This is a genomic window from Nostoc sp. UHCC 0302 (genome assembly GCF_038096175.1).
In the GTDB taxonomy this organism is placed as follows: domain Bacteria; phylum Cyanobacteriota; class Cyanobacteriia; order Cyanobacteriales; family Nostocaceae; genus UHCC-0302.
In genome coordinates, this window is record NZ_CP151099.1 from 7874860 (window position 1) to 7898140 (window position 23281).

14 protein-coding genes are annotated in these 23281 nt (G+C 42.7%); 7 read left to right on the plus strand and 7 right to left on the minus strand.

Annotation, left to right across the window (positions count from 1 at the left end; all coding sequences use genetic code 11):
- Positions 1–154: 154 nt before the first annotated feature.
- Complete coding sequence (locus WKK05_RS34110) at positions 155–4294, minus strand: hypothetical protein (protein ID WP_341527387.1); 4140 nt, start codon at positions 4292–4294, stop codon at positions 155–157.
- Between the two features lie 742 nt (positions 4295–5036).
- Between WKK05_RS34110 and WKK05_RS34115 the strand changes: the two genes are divergently transcribed.
- The 3 genes from WKK05_RS34115 to cobT all read left to right on the plus strand — a co-directional run bounded on the left by WKK05_RS34115 (position 5037) and on the right by cobT (position 7903).
- Entirely contained in the window at positions 5037–5738 is a 702-nt protein-coding gene (locus WKK05_RS34115; protein ID WP_341527388.1) for a Crp/Fnr family transcriptional regulator, read from the plus strand.
- Between the two features lie 193 nt (positions 5739–5931).
- Entirely contained in the window at positions 5932–6669 is a 738-nt protein-coding gene (locus WKK05_RS34120; protein ID WP_341527389.1) for a DUF2232 domain-containing protein, read from the plus strand.
- Between the two features lie 79 nt (positions 6670–6748).
- Complete coding sequence (gene cobT / locus WKK05_RS34125; RefSeq protein WP_341527390.1) at positions 6749–7903, plus strand: nicotinate mononucleotide-dependent phosphoribosyltransferase CobT; 1155 nt, start codon at positions 6749–6751, stop codon at positions 7901–7903.
- Positions 7904–7962: 59 nt separating this feature from the next.
- Here the strand turns inward: cobT and WKK05_RS34130 are convergent, their stop codons facing one another.
- Complete coding sequence (locus tag WKK05_RS34130) at positions 7963–8340, minus strand: hypothetical protein (protein WP_341527391.1); 378 nt, start codon at positions 8338–8340, stop codon at positions 7963–7965.
- A gap of 758 nt (positions 8341–9098) precedes the next feature.
- Between WKK05_RS34130 and WKK05_RS34135 the strand changes: the two genes are divergently transcribed.
- Positions 9099–10253: an extracellular solute-binding protein gene (locus tag WKK05_RS34135; RefSeq protein ID WP_341527392.1), complete on the plus strand. Its 1155-nt coding sequence runs from the start codon at positions 9099–9101 to the stop codon at positions 10251–10253.
- 97 nt (positions 10254–10350) lie between these two features.
- On the opposite strand, the gene WKK05_RS34140 is transcribed toward WKK05_RS34135, so the two are convergent.
- Together WKK05_RS34140 and WKK05_RS34145 are read right to left on the minus strand one after the other, a co-directional pair.
- The gene (locus WKK05_RS34140) at positions 10351–10875 is read right to left on the minus strand and encodes a hypothetical protein (RefSeq protein WP_341527393.1); all 525 of its coding nucleotides are present in this window, start codon (positions 10873–10875) and stop codon (positions 10351–10353) included.
- 277 nt (positions 10876–11152) lie between these two features.
- Entirely contained in the window at positions 11153–11929 is a 777-nt protein-coding gene (locus WKK05_RS34145) for a class I SAM-dependent methyltransferase (RefSeq protein ID WP_341527394.1), read from the minus strand.
- A 155-nt stretch (positions 11930–12084) separates the two neighbouring features.
- On the opposite strand from WKK05_RS34145, the gene WKK05_RS34150 reads away from it, so the two are divergent.
- The gene (locus WKK05_RS34150; protein WP_341527395.1) at positions 12085–12978 is read left to right on the plus strand and encodes a LysR family transcriptional regulator; all 894 of its coding nucleotides are present in this window, start codon (positions 12085–12087) and stop codon (positions 12976–12978) included.
- On the opposite strand, the gene WKK05_RS34155 is transcribed toward WKK05_RS34150, so the two are convergent.
- Positions 12953–16714, minus strand: coding sequence for a CHAT domain-containing tetratricopeptide repeat protein (locus WKK05_RS34155; protein WP_341527396.1), 3762 nt, complete (start codon positions 16712–16714; stop codon positions 12953–12955). The two genes, WKK05_RS34150 and WKK05_RS34155, sit on opposite strands and share 26 nt — an antisense overlap.
- Positions 16715–16995: 281 nt before the next feature.
- Between WKK05_RS34155 and WKK05_RS34160 the strand changes: the two genes are divergently transcribed.
- Entirely contained in the window at positions 16996–17619 is a 624-nt protein-coding gene (locus WKK05_RS34160; RefSeq protein WP_341527397.1) for a Uma2 family endonuclease, read from the plus strand.
- Here WKK05_RS34160 and WKK05_RS34165 read toward each other — a convergent pair.
- Positions 17614–20250 (minus strand): DUF3656 domain-containing protein, encoded by a 2637-nt coding sequence (locus WKK05_RS34165; RefSeq protein WP_341527398.1) that lies wholly within the window; start codon positions 20248–20250, stop codon positions 17614–17616. The genes WKK05_RS34160 and WKK05_RS34165 overlap by 6 nt on opposite strands.
- Positions 20251–20571: 321 nt before the next feature.
- On the opposite strand from WKK05_RS34165, the gene WKK05_RS34170 reads away from it, so the two are divergent.
- Positions 20572–21507, plus strand: a complete 936-nt coding sequence (locus WKK05_RS34170) for a glycosyltransferase family A protein (protein WP_341527399.1) — start codon at positions 20572–20574, stop codon at positions 21505–21507.
- 152 nt (positions 21508–21659) lie between these two features.
- Here WKK05_RS34170 and WKK05_RS34175 read toward each other — a convergent pair whose 3' ends face one another.
- Positions 21660–22991, minus strand: a complete 1332-nt coding sequence (locus WKK05_RS34175) for a deoxyguanosinetriphosphate triphosphohydrolase (RefSeq protein ID WP_341527400.1) — start codon at positions 22989–22991, stop codon at positions 21660–21662.
- Between the last annotated feature and the right edge of the window lie 290 nt (positions 22992–23281).

A 23281-nucleotide genomic window follows, 5' to 3' on the forward strand; every position in this document is an offset into this window, starting at 1 on the left:
TATTGTAAAATTCCAGTATCATTTCTTAAAATAAAAACAACAAATGCTAAAATGACGCGCAGCTTACTCAGGAAACAGTAGTTTTACTGAGAAGACTGCGCGTCGCGGCTTGGGTATTTCTTTAAGTTCAAGCTATCTTGAGGCATTATTGCTACTAATGAACTTCTAAGACGAAATTCACAGTATGCGGCTCATCTAATGATTGCTGATTACTAGCTTTGATAGCATCTAGATATTTACGTAAAGCCAGGAGTTGTTGGGAATTGGGGCGATAGGTAAGACTTCCTTGTTTTTCAAAAAGTGGTGCAGTGGCGATCGCTTGATAGTCAGCATTTTCCTGTGAACTTTGCGTGAGCCAAGCTGAGTTTATAACCGAAGGTATCAGACCTGGGGGTAGCTCACCTTCCAAGAAAGCCAGTAGGCGTTGCTGGCAAGTGCGGGTATTGATGCCACGACTTTCAAACAATTGGATAACTTCATTAAAGGATAGCGATCGCTCTGGTAAAAGCCGCAATAATTCGCTGAACAAGAAATAATCAGTGTATTGTTGCCTGGGTATCTCTAAAACTTGGGGATGGAGAGGTAACAACGCTAAACCGTAAGCAACCCGACTACAATTAGGAGCGCCGTTTTCGCCGAGATATAAATCTTGAATAATCTTAGCGTTGGGAAGTTTTTGTCTTAGCCAACGGTTCACCGTTCCCACAGATGTTACTCCACCAGTTAGGATAGCTTGATTAATCGCTTCTGTAGGGATGCCACAAGCTACCAATAACTTGTTAAGTTCTCGGTTTAGGCGTCGCACAAATGGGATAAATACCTGGCTTTCTAAGTCTCGTCGCTGCAAAATCCACTGCTGATCGGCTAATTCCAGAGTAAAAGAATCTTGGTGTTGTAAAATCAGCTTCAGGGCAAGTGCTGCATCTAATACCGCTTGTCCTAGCAGGGAACTTTCTAAACGCTGCTGGAGGCGAATACGAGCGGTGATATCTGGTTCCCCAACTCTGGGTAATTCTAATTCTTCTAACCCCAAACTTTGCCAATGCATCTGGTCTAGACCAGCAATTGGTGATTGCCATTGCCAAGAGCTACTGTTAGAAGTTTGGCGATCGCCCTGTGTTTGAGTGCGTGATTGCCGAGATTTTGGTGGCAATAACAATTGGCAAATAATGTCCTGCTCAATTCCTTTGCCAGCATAGGCAAAATTGTGGAGCATGAAATCATTGTGTGTCAGTTGTTGGAGATTTTCTGGCACATCAACCAAGAGCATTTCTGTGGCAGTTGTGCCAATGTTAATTACCAGGGTGTTGCCAGCAAGAGAATGTTCACTGGTTTTTGCGGAACGCAAACCCTGCTGATGGCTTAGTCTAACTTGTTCGCCATTAGCACCATCGATTTCCGGAAGGAGACTAGCGATCGCTTCCTCAAGAAAAAAGACCTGCTGGGGATGTTGGATAATTTTACTAGTGAGTAAAGCTTCTCGCACGTTGAAGCGATATTGTTCCGACCAGCTAGATGGGCAAGTGCAGATTACACCAGCAATATTATTGATGATTTGGAGAAAACTTTGCTGATCTACTATCCCAACAGCAGCGGCAACTAAACCTGGGGTAGTACTAGTGCGATCGCATTTGAGAGTCAATAGTAGCTTAGAAAGCGATCGGACAACCCAAATCAAAGGCCCCGCAGAAAATTCATTTAATTGCAACACAGGTTCCCATTTTTGTTGTTCACTCTTGTAGGGAATGGCTATTTGTAAATAGGGTTTCAACTGTGCTGAGTAAAGATTATTCGTTGCACCTGGTGCAGACTTAGGCGCAGTAGTAGCTGCGTGGTCAGAAACTTTCTCTTTAGCAACAGCCGCAGGTGTTGTCTGCTCATGTGCTTCGATGCTTTCATTTTCTCCATGAGGAACAGAAGCCTTCGGCAGATAAACCTCTGCTGGTAAACGAAATGATTGCTGGAAGGAGTTTGTTCCTGGCTGATTTTCTGCTGACCAATAGATCGGGTAAACAACAAAAGTAGAGCTATTCAACAGTGATGCCGAAATTCCAGTTGTACCTAAATCAATTCCTAGATACCAGACAGAATCAAGAATATTGAGTGATTCTAGATTATTTATGGGTTTGGAAACTAAAGGTAGAGAAGTTTCTGGGGCAGGAGTTGTAACTTCCTTTTTTTTTTCAGTTTTTGGGCTAGAGTCTAAGTCAACTGCTGCCTGTGTAACTGCCAAATCAACTACATTTTCCGCTGGCTGTAGATTTTCTTGAGACAGTTGTGTAAAGGGAAATTCGACTTCCGGGATAGCTGTGGATAGCGTGTCTTGACTTTGAATAGTCAGTTCTTCAGAACTTTTCAAGTTTGCCACTGGCTGTGGCTCATAATTTAGCTGCCGATCAAAGTTAGCCAAATCCTGATTTAATTGCTGTAACTGTTCTTCGTCCAAAGAAATATTAGGCACAGCCAGAGCTTGATTTTCTTCTGTAACAAGCAAATTTTCTTGTGGCGAAGCAGGAATGTATTCATCTAGAGACTGTTCTGGCTGAGCGTAATTTAGTAATACTTCCGATGTTGCGATTGGCTTTGCCAGTGACTCTTCGGCGATCGCAATTTCTGCTTCTGAAGTAGTTGCTGCATTATTTACAGAGGCTGATACTTCCGGTAGCTGCTGGTTACTGTCTGCATCAGCAAATAAGTCAGTCAGATTTGCGATTGTATCAGTACTTTCTGGCTGAGTCGCGAGTTGCTCTAAGAAACTATCTATTGTGGCAACTTCTTCTTGCGGGAAGGTAAAGAAGCCTATCGGTGAGGTTAAGTCAATGTCCTCTTCTAAAAACAATGCTTCCGGTGTTGCTGATGATGAATCTGTAGATTCTACTGGAGCCTCTGGAGTTGCTTGGGGATGAGTATCACTCAAATTAAAAATATCTGTGTCTGGCTGCTCAGACCAAGGATCTGGCATTGCCACCTGAGAAATCACTTGTTCCTGTTGATTGCTTGGGGGTGCAGGTGTGTTTTCAGGAATATCTAACACTGATGGAGAGGCTGTGGCGATCGCAGCTACGTCATTTGTAGCAAACTTTGGAACCTTCTCAATACTTGGCTGGGCAACATCATTAGCAATACCAAACAAGCTGGCATAAAGTTGGTCTACTTCATCACCAATTACGTTAAAACTATCTTGTTGCAATTCCGTTGGAATTACGGAAGATTCCGGAGTATCTAAACCTAGCTGCAACAGCACTGCATCTAAATCCTCTGAACTAGTAGTATCCTGTTGTTCGGGATTAATTGCTAGAGAAGGAGTTTCTGACTGTCTCAAGTTAAACACTTGGGGCGCAACTTCAGCATTAGTGTTAGTTGGCTGTACCACTACTGAATTTGGCAATAATGGAGAGATAGGTGGTGTTTCAGGCTCTAACCTAAAAGAAGATGACTGAGAACTAGAGGATTGTTGCTGCAAATACTGAGTCAAATTGTTGAGAAAGCTGATAATCAATTGCTCACCTTCCACTCCCTTGCTATGCATTCTTGCCAGTGCTTGGGATAAGGACTCGTGATAGGTGTTAATATTGCGCTCTAGTGATTCAAAGACAACATTCACAGTCCCATCTAGTGATAATAAACGCTGATCTAACTCTCTGGACAGCTGTGTTAACCGCTCCACGCGGTCTGGTGATTCTAACAGGGGTTGAGTTGTAGAGGTGGCTGATTCAGAGTTAACGCTATTACCTGCTGTTGCCAAATTAGCAGAATTTGCTAGATTTCCCGCTATGTAAGGTGTTAAAGTTGGCACAAGGCGACTTATGAGTACTTGTAAAAACTCAGAAATCATCTGCTCTTGGTTTGCCAACTGCTGTGCTAAGGAGTAGTTTTGCAATCGCCGTTGCTCTAGCTGCCTAATTTCCTGTACAAGGGCTGCTCGCTCTTGTAAAAGCCCTGTTAATTCCGTTTGTAAGGGCTGTAACAATACTGAAAATTCATTTTTTAATTGTCCCTCAACAGTACTTTGTTCCTGCTTTGGTTCATTTTGTGCTGTCGAAAACTGATTTGCTTGATCGGCAAATTTCGTTAACAAAGGCGATAATAGCTGTTCAGAGGACTGGCTTTGAGTGCCGCTCTCTAATACTTCGCTTTCTTGTAGGCTAACCAAAAAGTTGCGAATTCGTTGTAAAACTTCTTTAGGCTCTTGCGCCTGACCAGACAGCAGCCTAGAGAGGCGCTTGCCACCGCTGGTAAGTAAGTTATCAATGTCTGCGATCAGTTTTTGAATTTCATCTGAGCGGGAAGTCACTTTCAATTACCTTAACTAGAACTTTACGTCAACCGGTCGGGGAATTATTTGACAATTACCGAAGTTTTGATTGGCAAAACCACTGCTTAGACTTGTGACTGTCATTATGTTAGGGATTGCGAAGAGTCGTAGCAATGTTAAGGGAGAGTCTGCATTAGCAGATTAGCTTGACAGGTAAATTGTAGTCTTAAGGATACACATAATATTCCGCAATATTTCGCAGTTTTGCGATCGCTAAGCTGAAGCAATGCTGTGCCGGGTTCCTACGGCAGTTCTTTCAAGTCGGGCATTGCCCGCCTAATAGGCTGCCTCGCCGTTGTAGCAAGTGGCGTGCCATTACCCCAGAAAAACTGCCACAGCTACCATGCCAAAAAGCGAGCAAGTGGGGTTTACATAGCGCTCTGTTATTTGACTAAACAGCCAATTTTGATGACAACCTCTAACATACATGAGCAAAAATTTACTAGCTTGAGTATCATTGATGTTGATTGCCTATGTTCTTAAGTAATCAAATTTGTACTGAGGCTAGCATCTCAGGTATCCTTTAGCAGGCTATAAAATACTTTTTGTAAAACTTTTACCCCCTTTAAACCCATAAAAGGTTTTTTAGAAAAACGCTGTTGTCGCTTTCTTATGTAGCATAGTTTAGTTTTTTCTTAGAAAAGGGCTTGCTTTGATAGCTTAGGCTTAGAATAGCGCTCTTGCTTGTTGTGAATATAGCAGCTTTGATAAAAATGTCGTAATGGAAGACCGATATACCTTGCAGACACCCATTAATCCCTGGATGATCACCTCGGCTCCCTTCTTTCAAGGGTTACCAGAAGCTGTTGTGGAACTAGCTGTTACTCATCTTGTCACTCGTACTCATCCAGCCAACCAAGTGATTCTACTGGAAAATGACTGGGGTGGTTCGGTGTATTTTATTGGAGATGGCTGGGTAAAAATTCGTACTTACAATCTAGAAGGCAAAGAGGTAACACTGAATATTCTTGGCAAGGGGGAATTATTTGGTGAAATGGCAGCACTAGATGAAGTACCTCGATCCACTGATGTAATTACCTTAACCCCTACAGTAATTGGCAGTATGCCTGCTCAAGATTTTGTCAAGTTACTACACACAGAACCTCTGGCAGGAGTCAGATTAGCACAACTGATGGCGCGGCGTTTGCGGCAAGTAAATCGGCGATTGCGGTTGCGGGAATCTGATAGCCAATCACGAGTAGCAGACACATTGCTGTTTTTGGCAGAAGGACAGGGAAAAAAAGCGCAGGCAGGAACTGAAATTCCTAATTTACCTCATCGGGAATTGAGTAGTTTGAGTGGACTGGCGCGGGAAACAGTGACACGAGTGTTAACAAGGCTAGAAAAAAAAGAGTTGATTAAACGCGATCAAGACATTATTTGTATTCCCGATTTGTCAGCCTTGGAAAGAATGATAGTTTAACAGGTCACGCCCAGAATTCCCCAACTTCAGCTAAGAAAAGTTGGCGAGGAATGGTTGCTTTGGGACTGGGTACTGGGTACTGGGTACTGGGGAAGAAATTCTTTTAAGATTTGGAAGGGGATTCATACCCCAACCAAATCTTCCCAATCCCTAGTCCCTAGTCCCCAATCCCCAGTTTAAAAACTTGTCAAATATGAGCATATTAGATTCTCTACCAGATGAGCCGGAGGAAGATCCAACCCCTGAATCTCAAACTCCTGTTAATCAGTGGTTAGATAAACAAGAGCAATTAACGCGACCTCCTCTGAAAGTTGGTGCGCCCTTGCGGCTGGTAGAAACAGCGTTTTTAGCCAGTACTGCTAGCTTAATTTGGTTTATTAATTACTATTTTCCGCTGGGGCCTTTGTTGCGGATATTTTTTCCAGTACCGATCGCTCTAGTTTATCTGCGTTGGGGCAAACGAGCGGCATGGATGGCGACAGTTACTTCTGGGTTGCTGCTGGCGGTACTCATGGGGCCAATCCGCAGTCTGCTATTTATTATGCCCTATGGATTTATGGGCGTGCTTTTGGGAGCATGTTGGAATCGCCGTGTTCCCTGGATTGTTTCCATCACGTTGGGGACGCTATTGGGTACTCTGGGATTCTTTTTTCGGCTGTGGTTGCTGTCTGTGTTATCGAGTGAAGACCTATGGATTTATCTGATTACCCAGGTAAGTGAGTTTGTCGAGTGGTTATTCCTAAAACTGGGTTTATTGGCGATTCCTAATGTCTTTTTAATTCAAGTGGGAGCGATCGCTTTAATTGCACTCAATAACTTTATCTATCTTTTTGTCGTACACGTAGCGGCATGGCTGCTTTTGGATCGTCTAGGAAATTCCATTTCTCGCCCGCCTCAGTGGGTACAAGTCCTAATGGATTATGAGGGATAGTTAAAAGTCAAAAGTCCAGAGTCAAAAGTCGAGAGAAACTTATCTTGACTCTTGACTCTTGACCCTCGACCCTTGACTTATGATTAATATTTATACTCAAAAAGAACAGAGCAAAGAATGGCTGCGACAATATCGCGGTCACATACCAGTATTTGCCTGCGTTTTAGGATTTACTGAAACTAGTTTGATTCCGGGGATTTCAGCTGCTGGTAAGACTCCAGAGGATCGGAAGTATACTGCTTGTGCCGATGCTGAGTTTTTGTACTACGGCCCGGAACGAAAGCCCCAATATCCCTTACCACCCCTGGCGGCTGGCGCTTCGCCTGTGTTGATTTCTCGCGCTGTGGTTGAAGCACTAAACATCCCAGTTTATTTATTTAATGCTGGTTTGCCACAGCCGCCGGCTGTGCCAGTAATTAATTTAGCTGGTACTCCAGCTAGATGTTTAAGTGAAGGTGTCGCTATGGAACTTTCCACTGTACATTACTTACTAGAGCAAGGGTTACTGTGGGGAGAACGCCTAGCTGCTAATATCCAACAGGGTTATTTGATTTTAGGTGAATGCGTTGTTGGAGGCACTACAACTGCTCTAGCAATTCTAACTGGCTTGGGTGTAGAAGCGGCAGGAAAAGTTAACAGTAGCCACCCTGTTTGTAACCACGCACAAAAGTGGGCGTTAGTGCAAGCGGGGCTGGAGAAGATGAGGGGGGGAGGAGGAGCAATATTATCCTCATCTGCCCTAGTTGATCCGCTAAAACTTGTTGCGGCGGTAGGCGATCCGATGCAAGTAGTGGTGGCAGGAATGGCGATCGCAGCTAGTCGCAGTTGTGGAGTTATGCTAGCTGGTGGAACGCAAATGCTGGCGGTTTATGCTTTGATGAGTGCGATCGCTCAAGCTTACGCTTTATCATGGCAACCAACACAAGTAGTCGTAGGTACAACTCGTTGGGTAGCAGAAGACTCCACTGGTGGTACAGTTGATTTAGCTCTCAGTTTAGGTAAAAGTAGCCTAACTCAAAGTGGGGAAACTCCTGCCCTATTAGCAACGGGGCTGAGTTTTGTTGATTCTCGTTATCCCCAACTACGAGCTTATGAACAAGGTTTTGTCAAAGAAGGCATGGGCGCTGGAGCTGCTTGCATAGCTGCCCATCTTAGCCAAGATTGGCAGCAACATCAACTTTTAGCTGCGATTGAAGACCAACTCCAGCGGCTATACCAAATCAATAGTCAATAATAAAATAGCCGGACTCAAACAGCTTCCGGTAAATCTTTAGAATATTGACTATTGATTAATTAGTGAATTCTCTCCCTAAGTAATTGTTCTTCTAGAGCAGCAATGCGATTGTACGCTGCTGTTAATTGTGCTGTCAGTCGTTGTATTTGAATTTCTGGTGTTAAGTTTTTATCTCCAGCTTGACGGCTCATATCTAGGTAAACGCCGTCTGTCAATACATCTTTGTGTTCTAGTTCTTCTTGCTTAAAACCGACATATCCTTTTAAATAGTAGCCCCCAGCTTCACTATTTTCTAAATAATTATCCCTTGCCTGTGTTTTTGCTAAAGAACAGTCTGATAAAGCTTGAGCAACTTTTGTATCAAGTTGCTCAATCACCTGGCAGAGGGCATCCAGTTTATGGCTCAACGTCAGGATTTGCTTCTCTAATGGCTCCATTTAACACCCTTGTCCGCATATTTTCTCTATGTTATTCAATTTACTGTTAATCTTAACTATACTTATGATTTATTTAAGTATTCATATTTTTTATCGTAATCTGATACTCAAGTTTTTAAATTTAGACATAACTAAATAATTCCTACAAGTAATGCTACACAGCATTATTGAGGAAAGTTAACTTAACACAGTTATTGTGAGGAAAAATCGCTAAATATCATCATTTATTGAGATTTATCAGCCTAAATTAGAAAATAAAACTCAGCGAATCCCAAATTTATTGCTCTTACTAAGATTTGTCTAAGAACAAATTTGGAGCTAGTAAAGTGCGTTAACGCAGTGTATAGAAGATTAATGGCGGTATGTTACGGCGAAAATATTCGTAAATTTCTATAGAAATTACACTTGAAATTGCGCCTCACCCACTACTAAAAATTTAATGTTTACTTAATAAATGAGTTCTAGAATATGAACAAGAGAAGTAATCTATAAGTCGATGACCGAGGTAATAAGTAACACTATTAGGGAGAATTTGTTAACTCAGGAATTAAAACAGCCCAAAACCACAAAATATCATTACTAACTACCTAAAAAAGCTTAAATATTAAATATGTATTTGAGAAACTTACTGGTTTTTAAGGAGATTAGGTAAAGAGCCAGGAGCAATTTGTACTCATAGTTTTCGCAATTACTTAGACTCTGCTGCACTTCTGCTTAATATAGATTAGGTATTATCTAAAATCTCAAATCCCAAATCGATGGATCGACGGTCTTTTTTGGTAGGGACAAGTACACTGGCACTTTCGCAACTGCTTTTTGGCTGTAGTGGAAACAACCAGACGAATCTAAAAGTACAGTTATTAAAAGGTTCTATACCAGGTCAAATAGTTAATCAATTTAAAAAAAGTTTGCAGCAGCGGGTTGAAGTGAAGTTTACGCCCGTCGCACAGATACAGGATTTATTTAAAGAACTGCAAAACTGGCAGCAGAAACCAGGAACTGCTGAAGAAGGATGGAGTCGGTTTATACCATTTAGACAAGGACAAAAAGTAGCTTTAGCTGACCTAGTGACATTGGGAGATTACTGGCTAAAAGCCGCGATTGAGCAGAAACTGATTCAACCACTCCAAGAGGTGCAAGGAAACCAATTAAAGCAGTGGGCTACTTTGGATGAAAAGTGGAAGACGTTGGTAACACGCGATGAACAAGGCAACTTGAATCCTCAAGGAAAAGTTTGGGCTGCCCCCTACCGCTGGGGTAGTACAGTGATTGTTTATAATCGTGACAAATTTCGAGACTTGGGTTGGACACCTAAAGATTGGAGTGATTTGTGGCGAGAGGAATTGCGATCGCGTATTTCTTTACTAGACCAGCCCAGAGAAGTGATTGGTTTAGCCTTAAAAAAACTAGGCAAATCGTACAACACAGAGAATATTGATCAAGTCCCAAACTTGGAAAAGGAATTACAGACATTAAACCAACAGGTAAAATTCTACAGTTCCAATAACTACCTAGAACCTCTAATTATGGGAGATACTTGGCTAGCAGTTGGTTGGTCAAGCGATGTATTGCCAGCACTAGGGCGTTATCCACAACTGAGGGTAGTTGTCCCCCAATCAGGAACAGCAATTTGGGCAGACTTATGGGTGCGCCCTGCAAGTGTTGCTCAGAATGCTTTATCATCCCAGTGGATTGATTTTTGTTGGCAGCCAAACACCGCTAAACAAATTTCTCTGTTAACCAAAAGTAATTCACCAATTTCTACAGATATTGTTGCTTCCAATTTAGAAGAACCGTTTCGCAGTCTGTTACAGAGCGATCGCGAAGTTTTCGACAAAAGTGAATTTCTGCTTCCCCTACCTGCATCGGCAGCGAAACAGTATCAGACTTTATTCGCCAAAATTAAAGGTTGATTGGGCATTGGGCATTAATCATCAGTTATTCTTCTCCCCCAGTCCCCATTACCCCTTATCCCCAGAGGGGGCCCCACCTTCCCCAGTCCCCAATTTATCAAGAACGCGGTAATTTTAACCTATTCTGGATATTCATGCGGATATTACATAATGCTGGGCTTGTATCAAAGTTACAAGTGTAAGTTGCCAAAAGTTCTTTTTGGTAATTAAACACCCGAACGTTATAACTGTTCTTTCGGGCAACGCTACCCAAGAGATTCACAAAGGCGTAGCGTTCCAGATACTCTAGCAAGCCCCAATATTGCTGATTTACTATTAGGTCTACTCGCGCGGGTTCTTTCTCGGAAACCGGATATGCTATCCAGTTATCTAACAGTTTGTTCTGTGAGTTTTCTTTCGCCCACCATAAACTCGGAGTAGTTAATCCTTGTGGATTAATGGTGTTAGCTGTAATTACAGCGCCCCTCGGCTTCGTCAATAACTCTAGTTCTAAAGGCGCATTAGAAGGCGGCGGTACTGAGGTCGTTTGTGCTAGTGAGGGTAGAACTGGTAAGGTGCTGAGGCTAATAGTTAGTAGTAGTGGCAGCGATTTCTGGCAGCCAAGCAATTTATGTTTAAGCATAAGCTAGTGGGGCTTCGCGCAGTACCGGGAATTTCGAGTGGGCAAGCACAACAATAAGTCTTTGATACTCATGAATGAGGCTCAGAACTCCATTAATGAGCCTCTGAACCTCGTGAATGAAGCTCGGAACTTCATTAATGAGCCTCTGAGCCTCGTGAATGAAGCTCAGAACTCCACACCCAATTTTCAATCTTAGTTATGAGTAATAGATTTTACCGATTACTCATAATCTATCTAAAAATAACTAACATTGTTGTTTAACCACACTCCAGACAATCTAAACTTTGATGGCAACAATGCGGATTCGCCGATAGTCTACTGTCCAACTTCCTCGTTCATACAGTGTCGGCTTGAGTTGCTCCTCAACAGCCGGAATTATTTGTTTTTGTTGCTCAACAGACAGTCCACCTATAAAATTACTGGCAAACATCTCAATCCAGTTGGCAATACCTACTTCCCCATCTGCTAGGGTGGTTGGACGAGTAAACAAATTGGCATAAATGACATCAAAGCCTTGCTGTTCTAGTAAAGTGGCGTATTCGCCAATACTAGGAAAATACCAAGGATTCAGTGCTGGTGCGTTGATATTAATTGCTTCTAAAGCACTGTACAAAGCTTGAACGATCGCCTGTACATTGCCTTTACCACCAAACTCTGCGACAAAACGCCCCCCTGTTTTTAAGGCTTGATGTATGGAAGCGATCGCTGCATCTGCTTCTTTCACCCAATGCAATGCAGCATTAGAAAATACAGCATCTAATAGCTGATCTACTTGAAATTCCCTTGCATCAGCAACATCAAAGCGTAAATCTGGATAGTTTTGTCTTGCCTTCTCAATCATCTCAGGTGCATAGTCAATTCCGATAACCTTCGCCCCTGTCAGAGCAATTTTTTCTGTGAGTTGTCCAGTCCCACAGCCGAGATCCAAAATAGATTCTCCTGGCTTGGGGTTGAGCAATTGCAGTAAGTCCTCGCCATATTGCCAGACAAAGGCGTGCTTATCTTCATAAAGGGAAGCGTCCCAATAAGGAGTGGGTATTGAAAGATTATTCATAAGTAGTGAAAGTATGGTGTATTGGTTTGCCAATCCTCAACTATGCGCTCTAGATTGATGACGGCTTAATTATCAAAATAAAAAAAGTTTTCAATAATGTCCAATATATATTTGTCCTTTAATTAATACTTAAAAGATATGAGTTCAGGTAAAAGATGGAACTACGGCATCTGCGCTATTTTGTGACTGTGGCAGAAGAACTACACTTTGGGAAGGCAGCAGAACGATTGCATATTGCTCAACCTCCCCTCAGTCAACAAATTCGCCAGCTAGAGAAGGAATTGGGTTTTGAATTGTTTCACCGGACGAAACGAAATGTGCAGTTAACAGAAGCAGGGCAAGTGTTTCTGGGTGAAGTCCAGCAAATTTTTAAGCAATTACAGCAAGCGGTGCAAATTGGGCAACAAACCAGCAGGGGCGAAATCGGACAATTGGTCGTCGGCTTTGTCAGTTCAGCAGCGTATAATATTTTGCCTACAATTCTGCGAACCTTTCGTAGTTGCGTCCCTGGTGTAAGACTAGAGTTGCATGAATTGACTACAGATCAGCAGTTGGAGTGGTTGCAGTCAGGACGGATGGATGTGGGGTTTGTGCGTCCACCTGTGGAGGATAATAGAGTTAGCTGGGAGACAATTTTTGAAGAACCGCTGATGGTAGCGCTTCCTGAGACACATTCGCTAGCGAATCAAGGGTATATTTGTTTGACATCCCTTGCTAATGAACCGTTCATATTATTTCCCAGGCTATTAGCGCCCGGACTCTATGATTTAATTATTAGTCTTTGCCAGCAAGCAGGTTTTAGTCCTAGTGTTGCTCAAGAAGCTATCCAAATGCAGACGATTGTGAGCTTAGTAGCAGCCGAAATGGGTGTGGCGATCGTCCCGGCATCATTGCAAAATCTCCAACGCACTGGAGTAGTTTATAGACATATTCGAGACATTCCAGATAGCAGTTTAAAAGTGCTTATAGCAATGATTTGGCGAAGCAACGATACATCGCCAATAGTGCAGAAATTTATAGAAACTATCGCCATTCACCTTGAAGAGTAAAAGCTGCCCAAAAATATGGCGCTGTATATTTGGGATTTTGCCACATCTCCAACTGTGCAGCCCTGAGTGCCGCCGCAGGTCTTAAATTTTCTTTGAGCATTTTGGTATAAAATTTCGCCATTAATTCAGATGTCGCGACATCGCCTACACTCCATAAACTAACTGCGACTCGTGGACTACCTGCATACATAAAACCTCTTGTCAACCCTACTAAGCCTTCTCCCTTAACTTCCTCTCCCAACCCGGTTTGACAAGCGCTTAAGACTACTAATTCTGCTGGAAGGTTGAGATTAAAGATGTCTTGGAGTTGCAAAAAGCCATTCTGGGGATTTCCGGCTGAATCTACTAGAGACAGCACTATGCCAGAAAACTCTGGATGTTTAGTATTGAAAATGCCATGTGTCGCCAGATGTATGATTTGATATTGGCTCATTTGAGAACTAGTTATCGTTGCGCGATTCGCAGCAAAATCAAAAGCTGATTGGCTTAATGATTCTGGAACTAAACTCAAGATTTTTTCGGCTTCTGTGCGCGTACCTTTGAGGCGATTAAAAGTAAGATTTAAATCACTACTAGAACGCTTGAATGCTAAGGCATCTAAATCAGTGAAATTAGAATTTTTACCTGTAGTTTGACTGCCACGAGCAATATTTGATTTAAATCGCTCATCATTTTTATTAAATACTGGATCTGCTAATACAGCTAACTTCTTCACAGCAACTTTGCGATTTTTAATTTCATTTCTAATTACAGCAATAGTTGACGCTGAAGGCGCGTTGACAATTTCGTGTTCTACTAATAAAGGTTGGAATTTTGTTTGTTTTGGATTTGGTAATGCGGCAAAGGGAATATATTGTAAAATGCCATCAGCAACAATTAGCAAACGTTTATTACCTAATTCTCTGGCTACGGGTTGCAGTAATATTTGACTTAATTTCGTGGCGACTGTAATCTGAGTTTTAGAATTGCCAGGATTGAGTAAAATTCCTCCGCCACGCGAGTCTAATTTCTCTTGGGTAATATTTTGATAGAATTGTTTGGCTAAGGTTGCAATATCTGCTTCTTTGGGCAATTCGTAACTTTTCATTCCGGTTTTTGTGACTAGCCAAAGATAGCTGTGTTCTTCTCCCAGGGAATATTGCAAAAGAATCGTATTGTCATCGAGAACTGAAGACTGAATTTGTTCGAGGTTGAGGGGTTGAGGTTGAGTAAGTGCAGCATAACGGGGACTCTTGGCACGGATATCTGCTAAAACTTGATTATATTTATCTAAAAGTTCGGTAATTTCTTGATTTAGTTTCTCGACTTGTTCAGAAGTGTTCTTCTCAGAAAGTAATTTGATGCGGCTTTCTTTTCTGGCATCAATTTGTTGCTGTAAACTGCGTTCTTCTGCTAAAAGTTGTGGTTCTACCCCTTGGCGAATATCTGCACGGGCTTCGGTGAGGAGTTCTAGTAGACTACGGGCGCGAGATCGCTCGCTGGCGTTGAGTGCCAGAGCATCGTATCCTTTTGATGGGTCTTTTTTGTGCAGTTGCATTAACAAGTCGATGTAGAACTTGTAATAACCCTGTACACTGGCAAAGTAAGAAGTACGCAGTTGTTGGTTAATAATTTTAGTGCGTAAATCTTCAATGATTTTGATTGCTGCTTCAATTTGAGTCAAGGCTTGTGGTAGGTTGCCGCGATCGCGTTCTAGGCCAGCAATGTTAGAGAGGGTGGTGGCTTCCTCTGTTCTATCCCCCACCGCACGGCTTATGGGTAAAGCTTGGTTGTAGTATTTGAGCGCTTGTTGCTTTTCTCCTAGTGAAAAGTAGACACTGCCAATATTGTTGAGGGTGATGGCTTCCCCTGTTCTGTCGCCCACTGCACGGCTTATGGGTAAAGCTTGGTTGTAGTATTTGAGCGCTTGTTGCTTTTCTCCTAGTGAGCCGTAGACAAAGCCAATATTACTGAGGGTGGGGGCTTCCCGTGTTCTATCCCCCACCGCACGGCTTATGGGTAAAGCTTGGTTGTAGTATTTGAGCGCTTGTTGCTTTTCTCCTAGTGAAGAGTAGACAAAGCCAATATTACTGAGGGTGGGGGCTTCCCGTGTTCTATCCCCCACCGCACGGCTTATGGGTAAAGCTTGGTTGTAGTATTTGAGCGCTTGTTGCTTTTCTCCTAGTGAGTCGTAGACAAAGCCAATATTGTTGAGGGCGGTGGCTTCCCCTGTTCTGTCCCCCACTGCACGGCTTATGGATAAAGCTTGGTTGTAGTATTTGAGCGCTTGTTGCTGTTCTCCTAGTGAGCCGTAGACAAAGCCAATATTGTTGAGGGTGGTGGCTTCCCCTGTTCTATCCCCCACTGCACGCCTTATGGGTAAAACTTGGTTGTAGTATTTGAGTGCTTGTTGCTTTTCTCCTAGTGAGTCGTAGACAAAGCCAATATTGTTGAGGGTGGTGGCTTCCACTGTTCTGTCGCCCACTGCACGGAGTATGGGTAAAGCTTGGTTGTAGTATTTGAGCGCTTCTTGCTGTTCTCCTAGTGAGTCGTAGACACTGCCAATATTGTTGAGGGTGGTGGCTTCCCCTGTTCTGTCCCCCACTGCACGCTTTATGGGTAAAGCTTGGTTGTAGTATTTGAGCGCTTCTTGCTTTTCTCCTAGTGAAAAGTAGACAAAGCCAATATTGTTGAGGGTGGTGGCTTCCTCTGTTCTATCCCCCACTGCACGGCTTATGGGTAAAGCTTGGTTGTAGTATTTGAGCGCTTGTTGCTGTTCTCCTAGTGAGCCGTAGACAAAGCCAATATTGTTGAGGGTGGTGGCTTCCCCTGTTCTGTCCCCCACTGCACGGCTTATGGATAAAGCTTGGTTGTAGTATTTGAGCGCTTGTTGCTGTTCTCCTAGTGAGCCGTAGACAAAGCCAATATTGTTGAGGGTGGTGGCTTCCCGTGTTCTGTCCTCCACTGCACGGAGTATGGGTAAAGCTTGGTTGTAGTATTTGAGCGCTTCTTGCTTTTCTCCTAATGAGTCGTAGACAAAGCCAATATTGTTGAGGGTGGTGGCTTCCCCTGTTCTATCCCCCACTGCATGGAGTATGGGTAAAGCTTGGTTGTAGTATTTGAGCGCTTGTTGCTTTTTTCCTAGTGAAGAGTAGATTCTGCCAATACTGTTGAGGGTGGTGGCTTCCCCTGTTCTGTCCCCCACTGCATGGAGTATGGGTAAAGCTTGGTTGTAGTATTTGAGCGCTTGTTGCTTTTCTCCTAGTGAAGAGTAGATTCTGCCAATATTGTTGAGGGTAGTGGCTTCCCCTGTTCTGTCCCCCACTGCACGGAGTACGGGTAAAGCTTGGTTGTAGTATTTGAGCGCTTCTTGCTTTTTTCCTAGTGAAGAGTAGATTCTGCCAATGCCAATGAAGGTAAGGGCTTCCCAGCGTTTATCATCAACTTGTTGCCAAAGCTTCAGCGCTTCTTGCCATTTCCCAATCGCTTGTTGCAGTGATTCTGCCGTACCTTGTTTATAAAGCTCCAACCCTTCATTCGTGGCTTTTTCAGCAGCAGCGCGAATTGCATCTTGTTGAGTTGTACTTGGCTGTTGTGCTATCTGCAACTGTGCGCTACTCAGTTTTGCCCCCACTGTATCAGCGAGCATTACCATACTCAGCAGTAGTATTAAACTGTAACGGCTAATATTCGGTAGCAAATACCAGAATGTCCACTTAACGCAAGGCTGTCTTGATTTTTTAACTCGCTTGGTCATAAATCCTGGTAATTTGCTGATTTATACCTACGAGTTACTATATCTCTAGTGCTTGTGCAGTTATGCAGTTTTTGGAAAGTTTTGAACTTCGTAAATGAGTCTTTGATACTCGGCGATGAGTCTTTTATACTCGTGGACGAGTCTTTGATACTCGTGGAGGAGCCTTTGCACGAAACAAAATTCACTTCATTAAGCAAAGCGTGAAGTATTCTCAAATTAGAAGCTCCGCGATCGCAATTCGTCATTTGTTAAACTCTGAATCATCATAAGGAGCAAGTGTGATGTTTCAAGCTTTACCAAAAACAATCACTTTTGAAGAATTCCTGAATTTGAAACCAGACAGCGGATGCTACGAACTACATGATGGGGTAATTGTTGAAATGCAGCCAGTGGGGGATCATGAAGAGATTAATGGTTTTTTAGCTGGTGAAATAACTTTAGAGTTCAAACGATTAAAACTCCCATACATCATACCCAAGCAAGCACTGGTCAAAGTTCCTGATAGAGAATCTGGTTATTCCCCTGATGTAATAGTCATAAATCAAAAGAATCTTTCATCAGAACCGATGTGGAAAAAGTCCTCAACGGTTACTCAAGCTGCGTCTGTTCCCCTAGTTATTGAAGTCGTCAGCACTAACTGGAAAGACGATTATGCACACAAACTTGTTGATTACGAAACTTTCGGGGTTCCTGAATACTGGATTGTTGATTATTTAGCTTTAGGTGGGAGAAGGTACATTGGGAACCCTAAACAACCGACAATTTCCATTTACTACTTAGTGGATGATGAGTATCAGGTTAACCAATTTCGAGCTACTGAGCGCATCATATCCCCTACATTCCCAGAATTAAACTTGACAGCCGAACAAATTTTTCAAGCTGGGCGATTAGAAAATGAGTTATGACCGCTGTGCAGATACTCCCATAGGGCCACGAGTCACGCCTAACTGATTTTGCAGCTTTAACTCTCGCCAAAGTTGGGAACCTGTAATCTCGCCTTGCAGTAGTTGCTGGTAGCAATGTATCGTTTTAGTCACTTGCTCTGGTGTTTCATTCACAAATTCGATACGGAAGTGCCGCAAGCCCATCTCTATCAGACGCTGTACATACTCGGCTCCAGTTTGGGCAGTGCCATTAAACACAGTATTACGACAACCTGCATCCGCTCGAAGAACGTGTTCGCTGCCAACGCGGTCTCTTAATTTCACTTCCTGCTTCTCGCAAGGGCGTCCACAGTTAGTGTAGTCTGTTCCCGTTGAAAGAAAAGCACAAAAGACACAATGCTCCATGTGGAACATTGGCATATGCTGATGAATTGTCACTTCAAACGATTGGGGCGAGTAATTGGTGAGCAGGTCTTGCAGTTGTGTGATATTCAGGTCATAGGATGCCGTCAACCGTTCTAAACCAAAACGATTCTGAAAATAGTCTGCGGTTAAAGGGTTGGTAACATTGAGTGAAAAATCTCCGATACAACGGTCTGCTGCAAAGAATTGTAATTGGTCATAGTTTCGTACCAAATAACCATCTGCTTCTGAAGCACGTACTTGCTGCAAAATCCAGTTTTCCCCAGGTTTGGTAATTCGAGGTGGTGCAACCCAGATGGTAGGGAGTGGAGACGCGATTAATCGCGTCTCTACATTTTTGACTAATTGCACTGCCTCACGGTAGGCACGGGGGTCTTCAAATTCACAGTACAGTGTTTGGATTCCGGCTTTGAGTGCGGCTTTGAGTTGCTTGAGAGTTCTTACGAGAACAATAAGTGAGGGGGATGAAGAAGATAGAGAAGATGAAGGAGGAAGCAAGTCTTGAAAAGAGACATCAGAACGTAACTCCCAGCGTTTGGGTTGACTCCGTAACTCTTCTAATTGAACTACTATTTCTCGGCGCATTCGGTTTAACTCACTCACGGGTAGCATGACTGCACCGTTGAGATGATTGGTGAGTGTCCCCAGAGAAAAAGGAGTGTTACCAAGACGACCTAATTGTTCTTGCAAACGTTCTGTGGTGAGGGGTTTGGTGTGAGCTTCAACTAGTAATATTTCTGATTCCACCTGTACGATATTACCGAGTTGATCACGGGCGATCGCAATTAGTGGTTGACCAACTTCTCCATAAACTTCTAGGTGAATCGGGCGTTGAAACTGAGGATTTTCTCCAGCAAAACTTTGACGCAGTTGTTTATCAAGTTCTGGGTCACTGGTTTTCCATACTTTATCGCCCAAATGCACCCGGTGCAGATTCAGATCACGTTGACCGAAAGTCAGTACCGCTTCTTTACCCTTCTGCACCACTGCATAAACCCGACCTCCTTCTTCTTTAGCTTCAGGATGTCCGCAGTCAAAAACAATTCCATCCCCAGGTTTAACAGGCGCTTCCAGTTTCAGCGTTACCTGTTCATTGCGAATGCGGGTGACTTCACCCAGGTAAACCCCGCGCTTTTTACCAAAACGGGCATGAACCAATTCTTGATTATTAATCCCGCTAAACCAACCTGTGTAGAGTCCGCGAGAAAATGCCATCTCCAGATTGTAGCGCTCTGGATCTGTTTGACCTCTCCCCCTCTCCCTTTCCGAAGGCAAGAGTGGAGCCTTTTTTCCCCCTTCCCTGGTAGGGAAGGGGGCTAGGGGGTTAGGTCTTTCCAATTCCGCCATCACCCGATCCAAGGCTTCCCGATAAACACGGGTGACATTGGCAACATATTCTGGTGCTTTCAAACGACCTTCAATCTTGAGAGAAGTTACGCCTGACTTAACTAAATCTGGCAGCACCTCTAACCCTGCAAGGTCTTGAGGACTGAGTAAATATTTGCGTTCCTCTAAATTAACAACTTCCCCATCTGCGATTAAATCGTAAGGCATCCGGCAAGCTTGAGCGCATTCGCCCCGGTTAGCAGAACGTCCACCTAAAGCTTCACTAGTCAAACACTGACCGGAATAAGCTACGCATAAAGCACCGTGAACGAAGACTTCCAGAAGTAGTGAAGTATTTTGCTGGGCAATTTGTTGCTGAATTTTATTAATTTCTTTAAGAGAACATTCACGGGCAAGCACTACCAACTGACAGCCGAGGGATTTAGCAAATTCCACTCCCGCTGCGCTGGTGATAGTCATCTGAGTTGAGGCATGAATAGGAAAGTCTGGCGACAGGTGACGGATGAGACGACAGATACCCACATCTTGGACAATCACCGCATCCACACCCGCAGCAATAATTGTGCGGAGATATTGTTGGGCTTCTCTGAGTTCTTGAGGAAAAATTAGTGTATTGACAGTGACATAACCCTTAACACCGCGACGGTGTAGAAATGCCATCAAGCTAGGCAAGTCCGCCTCAGTAAAATTTTGCGCCCGCATTCGTGCATTGAATCGATCCAAACCGAAGTAAATCGCATCTGCCCCATTTTCCACAGCGGCTTTGGCACAGTCCCAATTCCCCGCTGGCGCAAGTAATTCTGGACGTTGAAGAGAGGTTTGGGAAGGGAGGCGTAGCCCGTTGTTCGCGTAGCGTCTCGCAGAGAAGATATCGCTTTCCATCAGATTTGGGAAGGGTTAAGTAGCACCATAGTGATTCTATCTAATAAGTTGCCGCGAGAAGGCAGGCGAATCGACTATGACACCACTGAAGATGAAAGGAAATTAGCTAATTTCTTTACTGTCTGAATTAAGTATTATCTCTGAGCTATTAAGTATTTATTTTTTATTTATTACATATTTTCAGAGTTTACACGGTAATTATAAGATATTAAGCCAAACTACTATAGATTAAGCTTTACAGCAATTCTATTTGCTTTATCTATTTAGATTTGCGAGCTAAATAAATTTGAAAATATATACAACATATACAGACAAGAGGAAATGGAACAGCCACTTATATCTATAGTAATAGCAACCTATAATAGAGCTTCAAGTTTACGTACCTATAGTTTGCCAGCGATCGCTAAACTCAACTATCCAAACTATGAGGTAGTAATAGTTGATGATGCCTCAACAGATGATACACAAAGCTTTCTTAATACTTCTAACAATAATATAAAAAATCTGCTCGTTCTACGAAACAATAGAAACCAAGGAGCTTGCTTTTCCAGAAATCTCGGTGTTGCTCATACTAAAGGTAAGATTGTTGTCCTTATGGATGACGATGTAAGCCCGTTCCCTGATTGCCTTGATGAAATAATCAAAGTTTATACAGAAGACCCAGATGTCATGGTTATTTGGGGATGTATTTACGAACAGGGTGGTTCTTTGGCTAAAGGAACAGCAACATTTGGCACTGGTAGCCTCTGGTCATTGCGACGAGAAGTCTTTGAGCATTTTCGCTTCGACACCAATCTTCGATATTTCCGCAGCACTGCTTGCGACGAACACGATTTAGCACGACGAATTCAGAAGCATAATTTCAAAATTATTAAAGCTAAAACAGTCAAGGCAGATCATTACCATGCACCTGCTGAAAACAGAATCTGGAGAGGGATAGGCGGAGACCTCAATTACCTTTATGAAAAATTGAAATATGGCTCTATTTTTCAGTATTATGGCTTGTTCATTCTTGGGATTTTATTGCTACCAAAACGACTGCTAAGAAAAGGTGAAGTGAATAAAAATTTGCAAAATCACCCTTATTATCAAGTGTTTGAAACACCTAATCGTTTACTTGTATTTATAAAACAGCGCCAATTATTTATGGCTGCAAAGTGGTTGTTTTATATTCTAATAGATATTCCCTTCCGGGCTAAGACAAAAGGAATTTTCGAGTCCCTTACTAAAGCTTACAGCACTAAATGGCCTGCATAAATAAATTTCAAATGGTACTGCAACAAGAGCGTAGACACAAAGCGGCTTGTCGTCAGACATCGCTTTTCATCAGTCTAAGGGTTAAGTAGCACCATAGCAATTTTATCTAAGTTACTTGGGGATGGCGGAGAGTAGGGGTAATAGCTATCACTTTATCCCAAGGAAATACCGCTAAATTGTTGGAATAAACTGGTAGCGTAAGAATCAGTCATGCCAGAAATATAGTCTGTAACTCTTAGGATTTTGCTATAGGTATCTTCGTCCGAATTCGGGTAATATTCCCTGGGAAGCATATGATAGATTAACTTTGCTTTTTTGCTGTCATTTAGAATAGCATTAATAAACTCAGAAAATAGTTTTCCTAAAACTTCATAACCAGCTATTTGGATATTAACGACATTACGATGCTCGAAAACAGATGATCGGGTTACCTTCCCAATTTCCTCTAAGTCATTTTCATAACGACTTCGGGATAATAAATCTTCGTCAAACTCTCCAGAAAGTATTTCTTGCTCGTTTCCTAAGAAAATGTCAGTTGCCTGTCCTATGAGATTATGGATAGCTTTGGCACGCAAGCGCTTAACTTTTTCTACATCGCTTTCATCATGTTTGTTAATATCAATTTCTGCAATTTTATTAAGCAAGCACGTGGTTTTTTCAAATGAGATGTAACCCATGCGATGGGCGTCTTCTACATCAACGATTGAATAACAAATGTCATCAGCTGCTTCAACAAGAAAAGCAAGCGGGTGTCGAGACCACCATGCTGCATTGTCATGACGGCGAATTAGCCCAACTGTTTCTGCTACTTCAGCAAATAAATCTTTTTCTGCCTGAAAGAAACCATGTTTATTAACACTTCTACCTGAGTAACCGTTTAAGGTAGATTCTGATAGTAATGATTCTCTAGGGTACTTTGTGAAAGCAGCTAAAGTTGGGCAGGTGAGTTGCATTCCCCCTTTTTGAGGACGCATTTCAAGCTTAGTTAGAATACGAAAACCCTGTGCATTGCCCTCAAATGAATCAAAGTCAGTTTTTTGAGACTTGCTGAGAAGTTCTTCTCCTACATGGTTAACAGTGTTGTACCAGGATTCAAATCCTGTACGGATAGCATCTTCTCCAGAATGACCGAAAGGAGGATTACCGATATCATGAGCTAGACAAGCAGCAGAGATAATATCACCAAAGTCTGAAGCACTGAACCCATAGTCATTAAGCTTGTGTGTGTCTACAATTTTCTCACCCACCATCCTACCCAGGGATCGACCGACACAGGAAACTTCGAGGCTGTGAATCAGACGAGTACGAATGTAATCATTTGTAGACAACGAAAAAACCTGGGTTTTATCTTTGAGGCGACGAAAAGGTGAGGAAAATACTAGGCGATCATAGTCTCTCAGAAAAGGAGTACGATCAAACTGAGGATTTTCTAGTTCAGTCTTGCCAAGTCTTTTTGGTGTCAGAAGTTTCTTCCAATCCATCATGGCTGTGTGATCTGCAAGTAGGTTAGACAATGCCCCCTAGCTATAAGCAATGGGCAATGCCACATTGTAACTATACTTATCATCGAACAAAAAATTTATCCTCTTGCATAAAGGAGTCTAAGTAATAACCACAATCTCTATTACTCAACTTCAACTGTGAAGGGCAAGTCAGGAGTTAAGATACTACAGCAAGTTGATGCTCAACTGATCGCCTTTACTAGTAGAGATAAATTAGGCAATCACTCCTTTCACCTCAATTCTTCATTACTTTCGGTTGTTGGCTCAACAAG